The sequence below is a fragment of the Nocardia wallacei genome (assembly GCF_029868745.1).
In the GTDB taxonomy this organism is placed as follows: Bacteria; Actinomycetota; Actinomycetes; order Mycobacteriales; family Mycobacteriaceae; genus Nocardia; species Nocardia wallacei_B.
In genome coordinates this window covers 1-6169 of the sequence record NZ_JARWOP010000287.1, presented here as the reverse complement: position 1 = coordinate 6169, position 6169 = coordinate 1, and the positions used below count along the sequence as shown (strand labels likewise).

General features: G+C 69.1%; 6 protein-coding genes. 4 read left to right on the top strand and 2 right to left on the bottom strand.

Annotation, left to right across the window (positions count from 1 at the left end; genetic code table 11):
* Positions 1-198: 198 nt before the first annotated feature.
* The gene (locus QH470_RS26020) at positions 199-432 is read right to left on the bottom strand and encodes a DUF2277 domain-containing protein (RefSeq protein WP_280274975.1); all 234 of its coding nucleotides are present in this window, start codon (positions 430-432) and stop codon (positions 199-201) included.
* A 158-nt stretch (positions 433-590) separates the two neighbouring features.
* Here QH470_RS26020 and QH470_RS26015 point away from each other — a divergent pair, with 158 nt between their 5' ends.
* A complete protein-coding gene (locus QH470_RS26015; protein ID WP_280274974.1) occupies positions 591-1418 on the top strand; it encodes a DUF1266 domain-containing protein in 828 nt (275 codons plus the stop codon).
* Positions 1419-1467: 49 nt separating this feature from the next.
* Here QH470_RS26015 and QH470_RS26010 read toward each other — a convergent pair whose 3' ends face one another.
* A complete protein-coding gene (locus QH470_RS26010) occupies positions 1468-2388 on the bottom strand; it encodes a hypothetical protein (protein WP_280274973.1) in 921 nt (306 codons plus the stop codon).
* Between the two features lie 313 nt (positions 2389-2701).
* On the opposite strand from QH470_RS26010, the gene ftsH reads away from it, so the two are divergent.
* From ftsH to QH470_RS25995, 3 genes are all read left to right on the top strand, one after another.
* The gene (ftsH, locus tag QH470_RS26005; RefSeq protein ID WP_280274972.1) at positions 2702-5089 is read left to right on the top strand and encodes an ATP-dependent zinc metalloprotease FtsH; all 2388 of its coding nucleotides are present in this window, start codon (positions 2702-2704) and stop codon (positions 5087-5089) included.
* A gap of 168 nt (positions 5090-5257) precedes the next feature.
* A complete protein-coding gene (folE, locus tag QH470_RS26000; RefSeq protein WP_280274977.1) occupies positions 5258-5884 on the top strand; it encodes a GTP cyclohydrolase I FolE in 627 nt (208 codons plus the stop codon).
* Between the two features lie 65 nt (positions 5885-5949).
* The coding region (locus QH470_RS25995; RefSeq protein WP_280274976.1) for a dihydropteroate synthase at positions 5950-6169 on the top strand (220 nt) is incomplete at its 3' end.

The following is a 6169-nucleotide window of genomic DNA, read 5'->3' as shown; positions in this document are numbered from 1 at the left end:
GGCTCCGCCGTCGCGGGTTGGGGGGGGGGGGGGGGGGGCTAGTATGAGAAGACCCCCCGGCGCTCCGGGAGCCCCGCGCCCGGGGGGCGCAGGATAGCGGGGGGGCGGCGGGAGGGGGGGGGGGGGGTGGGTGGGGGTGGTTGTTCTTTGATCGCCCCTGTGGGGCCCGCCAACCCGCGACGGCGGAGCCGTCGCAAATCACCTCAGCGGCGAGTCCGTGACCGGTGGCAACCCCCGTTCCGGCAATTCGGCGAGTAGTTCGGTAGTGGCTGCCGCGACGGCCGCGACCGCCTTGTCGAAGGCCGGCTTGGTGGTGGTCGACAGGCCGGACAGGCCACCGACCTTGCGCACGTATTCCTGTGCGGCCGCGTATATTTCCTGCTCGGTCGCAGGGGGCTCGAGCCCACGCAGGACGGTGATGTTTCCACTCATGGCCAGAGATTAGCGTCCGGTACCGGACCGCGACAGGGCAAGAATGTACTGATGTGAAAATTGTGTGTTGCGCATGTCGGCTACTTCGCAGGCGCGTCGTGGCGAACACGCGACGCCGGAGGCAGCGCAATTGCGCGCCGTGGGACACAATCGGAGGCATGGCTGCCCGCGACGTGCCGACGCTGACCACCTTTCCCTACGAGGAGCTGGACCGGCGCGAGGAAGATCACTGGTCCGGTGCGCAGGTTTCCGACGACGAGCTGCGCGCGCTGTCGCTGGGCGCGTTCTACTCGGCCCGCTGGGACGCCTTCCACGACGCGCTGCTCCTCGGTCCGGAGCGTGAGCATCCGATGGGCGACCGCCGTGAGCTGGCCATCGACACACTGACCGGCGCGTGGGGCATCACCGACGGCACGGAGGCGATGGCCTCGATGGAACAGCTGCTCGACGGCATGCACTCCCCGCTGTACGCGCTGGTGCACCCGCTGGTCACCACGGCGATCAATTCGCCCGAACGGGACCGTTTCGGTGAGCGCGCCGATCGGCATCGGGCTTTTCTGCGGCAGGTGGGCGCGTTTCGCGGGATGGACAATCCCGAGGCGCTGGTGCGCGATTACGACATCTGGTCGCAGGCGATCAAGCTGGGTCTCATCGACCATCTGGTGCAGCCGCTGCCGTCCGATATCGAGGCGTGGGATCTGGCCCGCGTGGTGGCGGTGGCGCGGATGGCTTTCACGGCCGGATATCTCGACGCGGATGTCGCCTGGGATTACGTGATGCGGGCGTTGCCGTCGGCGCAGCGCCGCTATCGCAATTGGCGTCAGTTCGGTGATTCGTTCATCACGGGCTGGACTTACTGGCAGGCGTGCGAGGATCTGGCCGAGCTGAAATCCGGCGGGGTCGACCGGCGCCTGGAACTGGTCCGCCTGTGGTTGCGGCCGACCAGCCCCTGGCGCCGAATCTCGTTGCAGTCCAACGACGAATGAGGGCCGCCGCCCGGAATGTCCGGCACTTCAGCGTGCCGCCGGGGCGGTGTCAGTCGGGCAGGGAGCGGAGGATCCCGCGGCCGTAACGCTGGAACTGCGCGTCGTCGACCATGCCGAGCGAGTGCCGCTCGACCAGTAGCTCCCACTCCGAATACAGTTGCGCCACACCGGGATCCGGGGGCGCGACGGCGCCGTCGGCGGCTTCGCGCTGGATCGCGAAGGTGAGTGCGCCGACCACGCGGTCGGTATCGGCGCGGTCGTATCCGGTGAAGCGCAGCGTGGTGTTGCCGTCGGTCACCTCGATGCCGTACTCGCCGGTGTGGCCGGGGTCGTCGGTCAATCGCGCCGACAGCAGGGCCTGGACGGGCATCTCGTAGGCGGCGCGGCTACCGGCCGCGGTCGAGACGAAGAGCATGCGGGTGGTGGTGACCGCGAGCAGCCCGCGGCCGCGCCCAGCCGGTGGTTCCGCCCCGGCCAGCGCCGCTTCCAGCGCGAATTCCTCGGGGGTGACCAGCTTGTGTAAGTCCGCGATCGCCGCGCGGGCCTCGCGCCGCGGCGCCATCCGGCGGACGGCCCGGTCCACGTCGGCCCGGATCGGGCCGGCCTTGCCCCACGCGGGGGCGGGCGGGGTGAGGTCGGGCACGGACATGTCGATGCGCTGCGTCGCCACGATCTGGGCGTTGATCCGCTCCACGATCACGGTGGCGGCCGGCACGTCGTGCTCCGCGATCAGCACCGGAAGCGGGGTGCGGTCGGCGGGTATGCCGGTCAGCAGCGAGGTGGGGTACCGCAGGTAGATCTCGATGACGACGGCGTCGTCGCTGCGCCGGTTCAGCCGGACCTTGAGCAGATCGGAGATCGGCACGTCGAGCACGCGCTCGCCGTCGGTCCCGCCGGGGCGCAGCACCTGCAGGCGCCCGCCGCCGTGACGCAGAATCGCTGTGGGTGTCCGTAGCTCGACTATGTCCATACCCCCTGCGCTCTTGTTGTGTTGTGCCTCACAATAGGACGTGCATGCCATGATTGTTGCCACTTGGGAAGACACTCACCGGTGTCCACCCGATAGGCCGGGAACCACCTGCGTTCTCCGACCGTTCATCAGTTGAACTGCATCAGCTGCCGAACTGCGCGATGTAACGAGTAGACCGTACGCGGTAACGTGGCTTGTCCGCATCCGTTCCGCCGGACCCGGCCGGGATTCGGAACGGTTACGGAACGCCCGAACGCATCGTAGGCACGCACCCGGATACACCGGAAAGGACTGGCCAGCCGGCCGACGCTCTATGAACCGCAAGACAGTGTTTCGCAACCTGGCCATAGTCGCGGGCATCCTGCTCGTGATCTATCTGGTCAGCTACTTCAGCAACGACACGCGCGGCTGGAAGAACGTCGATACCTCGGTGGCGCTCACCCAACTGCAGGACAAGCCCAATGTCGAGCAGGTCCAGATCGATGACAAGGAACAGCAGCTGCGCATCACCCTGAAGAAGGGCAACGATGCGACCGGCGGCCAGAACCAGATCATCGCCAAGTACCCCGGCGGCAGCGAGGTGTCCTCGCAGATCCTGAAGGACGTGCAGGCCTCGGGCGCGCCGTACAACACGAGCGTCAAACAGGACAGCTGGTTCACCCAGATCCTGCTGTTCGTGCTGCCGATGGTGATCCTGCTCGGCCTGTTCGTCTTCGTGATGGCCCGCATGCAGGGCGGTGGTCGCGGCGGCATGATGGGCTTCGGCAAATCGAAGGCCAAACAGCTGTCCAAGGACATGCCCAAGACCACGTTCGCGGACGTGGCGGGCGCCGACGAGGCCGTCGAAGAGCTGTACGAGATCAAGGACTTCCTCCAGAATCCCGCTCGCTACCAGGCGTTGGGCGCCAAGATCCCGAAGGGCGTGCTGCTGTACGGGCCGCCCGGCACCGGTAAGACGCTGCTGGCACGCGCCGTGGCGGGCGAGGCCGGGGTTCCGTTCTTCACCATCTCCGGCTCGGACTTCGTCGAGATGTTCGTCGGTGTCGGCGCGTCGCGCGTGCGTGACCTGTTCGACCAGGCCAAGCAGAACAGCCCCTGCATCATCTTCGTCGACGAGATCGACGCGGTCGGCCGCCAGCGCGGCGCGGGCCTCGGCGGCGGTCACGACGAGCGTGAGCAGACGCTGAATCAGTTGCTGGTCGAGATGGACGGCTTCGGCGACCGCACCGGTGTGATCATCATCGCGGCCACCAACCGCCCCGACATCCTGGATCCGGCGCTGCTGCGCCCGGGCCGTTTCGACCGTCAGATCCCGGTCTCCAACCCGGATTTGGCCGGGCGTCGCGCCATTCTGCGGGTGCATTCGCAGGGCAAGCCGATCGCCTCCGACGCCGACCTGGACGGTCTGGCCAAGCGCACCGTCGGCATGTCCGGCGCCGATCTGGCCAACGTCATCAACGAGGCCGCGCTGCTGACCGCCCGCGAGCACGGCAATGTCATCACCGGGCCCGCGCTGGAGGAATCGGTCGACCGCGTAATCGGCGGTCCGCGGCGCAAGAGCCGGATCATCAGCGAGCACGAGAAGAAGATCACCGCGTACCACGAGGGCGGCCACACCCTGGCCGCGTGGGCGATGCCCGATATCGAGCCGGTCTACAAGGTGACGATCCTGGCCCGCGGCCGCACCGGCGGCCACGCCATGACCGTGCCCGAGGACGACAAGGGCCTGATGACCCGCTCGGAGATGATCGCCCGGCTGGTGATGGCGATGGGCGGCCGCGCGGCCGAGGAACTGGTGTTCCACGAGCCCACTACCGGCGCCTCCTCCGATATCGACCAGGCCACCAAGATCGCCCGCGCGATGGTCACCGAGTACGGCATGAGTGCACGGCTGGGCGCGGTGCGCTACGGCCAGGAACAGGGCGACCCGTTCCTCGGCCGCACCATGGGCACGGCCTCGGACTATTCGCACGAGGTCGCCCGCGAGATCGACGAGGAGGTGCGCAACCTCATCGAGGCCGCGCACACCGAGGCGTGGGCGATCCTCAACGACTACCGCGACGAACTCGACGCGTTGGCCACCGCCCTGCTCGAACGAGAAACCTTGCACCGCAAGGATCTCGAACAGGTCCTGAGCACCGTCGACAAGCGGCCGCGCATCACCGCGTTCAACGATTTCGGTGAGCGCGTCCCGTCGGACCGGCCGCCGGTGAAGACCCCGCGCGAGCTGGCCGCCGAGCGCGGCGAGCCGTGGCCGGACGAGCAGGAGCAGGCGGTCCGGCGGGCCGCGGCCCAGCCGGTCCCCGCCAACGGCTACCCGCCGGAGCGTCCGGCGGCGTCGCAGCCGGGCTACCGGCCCGCGCCGCAGCCCGGCGGTTATCCACAGCCTGGTGGCGGTGCGCCCGCGTACCCGCGGCAGGGTGGCGGCACGCACGGTTCGCGACCGGATTACGGCGCTCCGGCCGGTTGGTCGGCGCCCGGCTGGCCGCCGCAGGAGGACGCACAGCCGGATCGCCCGCAGGGTTCCGGCGCCACGGGCTACGGCGGATCGCAGCAGAGCGGCGGCTGGGCGCCCGCGGGCGGTCAGCGCTACGGCCGTCCCGGCTGGAACCAGCCCGGCGACCAGGAGGGCTCGGGCTACCAGCGGCCCAACGGCGAGAGCGAGAGCGGCGATTGGGACGGACCGAACGGCCGCCACTGATCTTCGGTGATTAGGCTCGATACCCGGGATGCCGAGGAATTACCGGTAGCCCGGTCGCGTTCGAGGCTGGAGGGCCGTGTCCCGCGCAGTCGGGCGCGACATGTTCTCGAGTTGTGGAGGTGTCCCCGAGTGTCGGTCAACAACCGTGCCGTAGCGGAGTCCGACGCGTTGTCGGCGCGTTCCGCGGCCGCCGAGGATACCGCCGTCGTGGCCTTGGAGACGGGTCGCCCGTTCGATCAGGACCGCGCCGAGGCGGCGGTCCGGGAATTGCTGATCGCCGTCGGCGAGGATCCGGATCGGCCGGGTCTGGCCGAGACTCCCGCCCGGGTGGCGCGGGCCTATCGCGAGATGTTCGCGGGCCTCTACACCGAGCCGGACGCGGTGCTCAACACCACCTTCGATGAAGGGCACCAGGAATTGGTGCTGGTCCGCGACATCCCGCTCTACTCCACCTGCGAGCACCACCTGGTCTCGTTCCACGGTGTGGCGCACGTGGGCTACATTCCCGGCCCGCACGGCCGGGTCACCGGGTTGTCGAAACTGGCCCGTGTGGTGGATCTGTACGCCAAGCGTCCGCAGGTGCAGGAACGGCTGACCAGCCAGATCGCCGACGCCGTGATGCGCAAGCTGGACCCCCGCGGCGCGATCGTGGTGGTGGAGGCCGAGCATCTGTGCATGGCGATGCGCGGCATCCGCAAACCGGGCGCCAGCACCACCACCTCCGCGGTGCGCGGAATGCTGCAGACCAGCGCGTCCTCGCGCGCCGAGGCCCTCGATCTGATCCTGCGGAAGTGAGCGGGCGTGTGGTGTCCGAACTGACGCAGCTCATCACTCCGCGCGGGGGACGTTCCTGTGTGGTGATGGGTGTCGTCAATGTCACCAGCGACTCGTTCTCCGACGGTGGCCGCTATCTGGACCCGGAACTGGCTGTCGCGCACGGTGTTCGGCTGTTCGAGGCGGGCGCGGACATCATCGACGTGGGCGGGGAATCGACGCGACCCGGCGCGGGGGGGCGCCCACACCCCCGGGCGGGGGGCGCGCGGGCGCCCCCGGGGGGGCGGGCGGGGGCGCGCGGCGGGG

Coding starts and splice junctions, on each gene's coding strand:
- QH470_RS26015 (WP_280274974.1), top strand. CDS start 591: ATGGCTGCCCGCGACGTGCCGACGCTGACCACCTTTCCCTACGAGGAG.
- QH470_RS26010 (WP_280274973.1), bottom strand. CDS start 2,388: ATGGACATAGTCGAGCTACGGACACCCACAGCGATTCTGCGTCACGGC.
- QH470_RS26020 (WP_280274975.1), bottom strand. CDS start 432: ATGAGTGGAAACATCACCGTCCTGCGTGGGCTCGAGCCCCCTGCGACC.
- ftsH (WP_280274972.1), top strand. CDS start 2,702: ATGAACCGCAAGACAGTGTTTCGCAACCTGGCCATAGTCGCGGGCATC.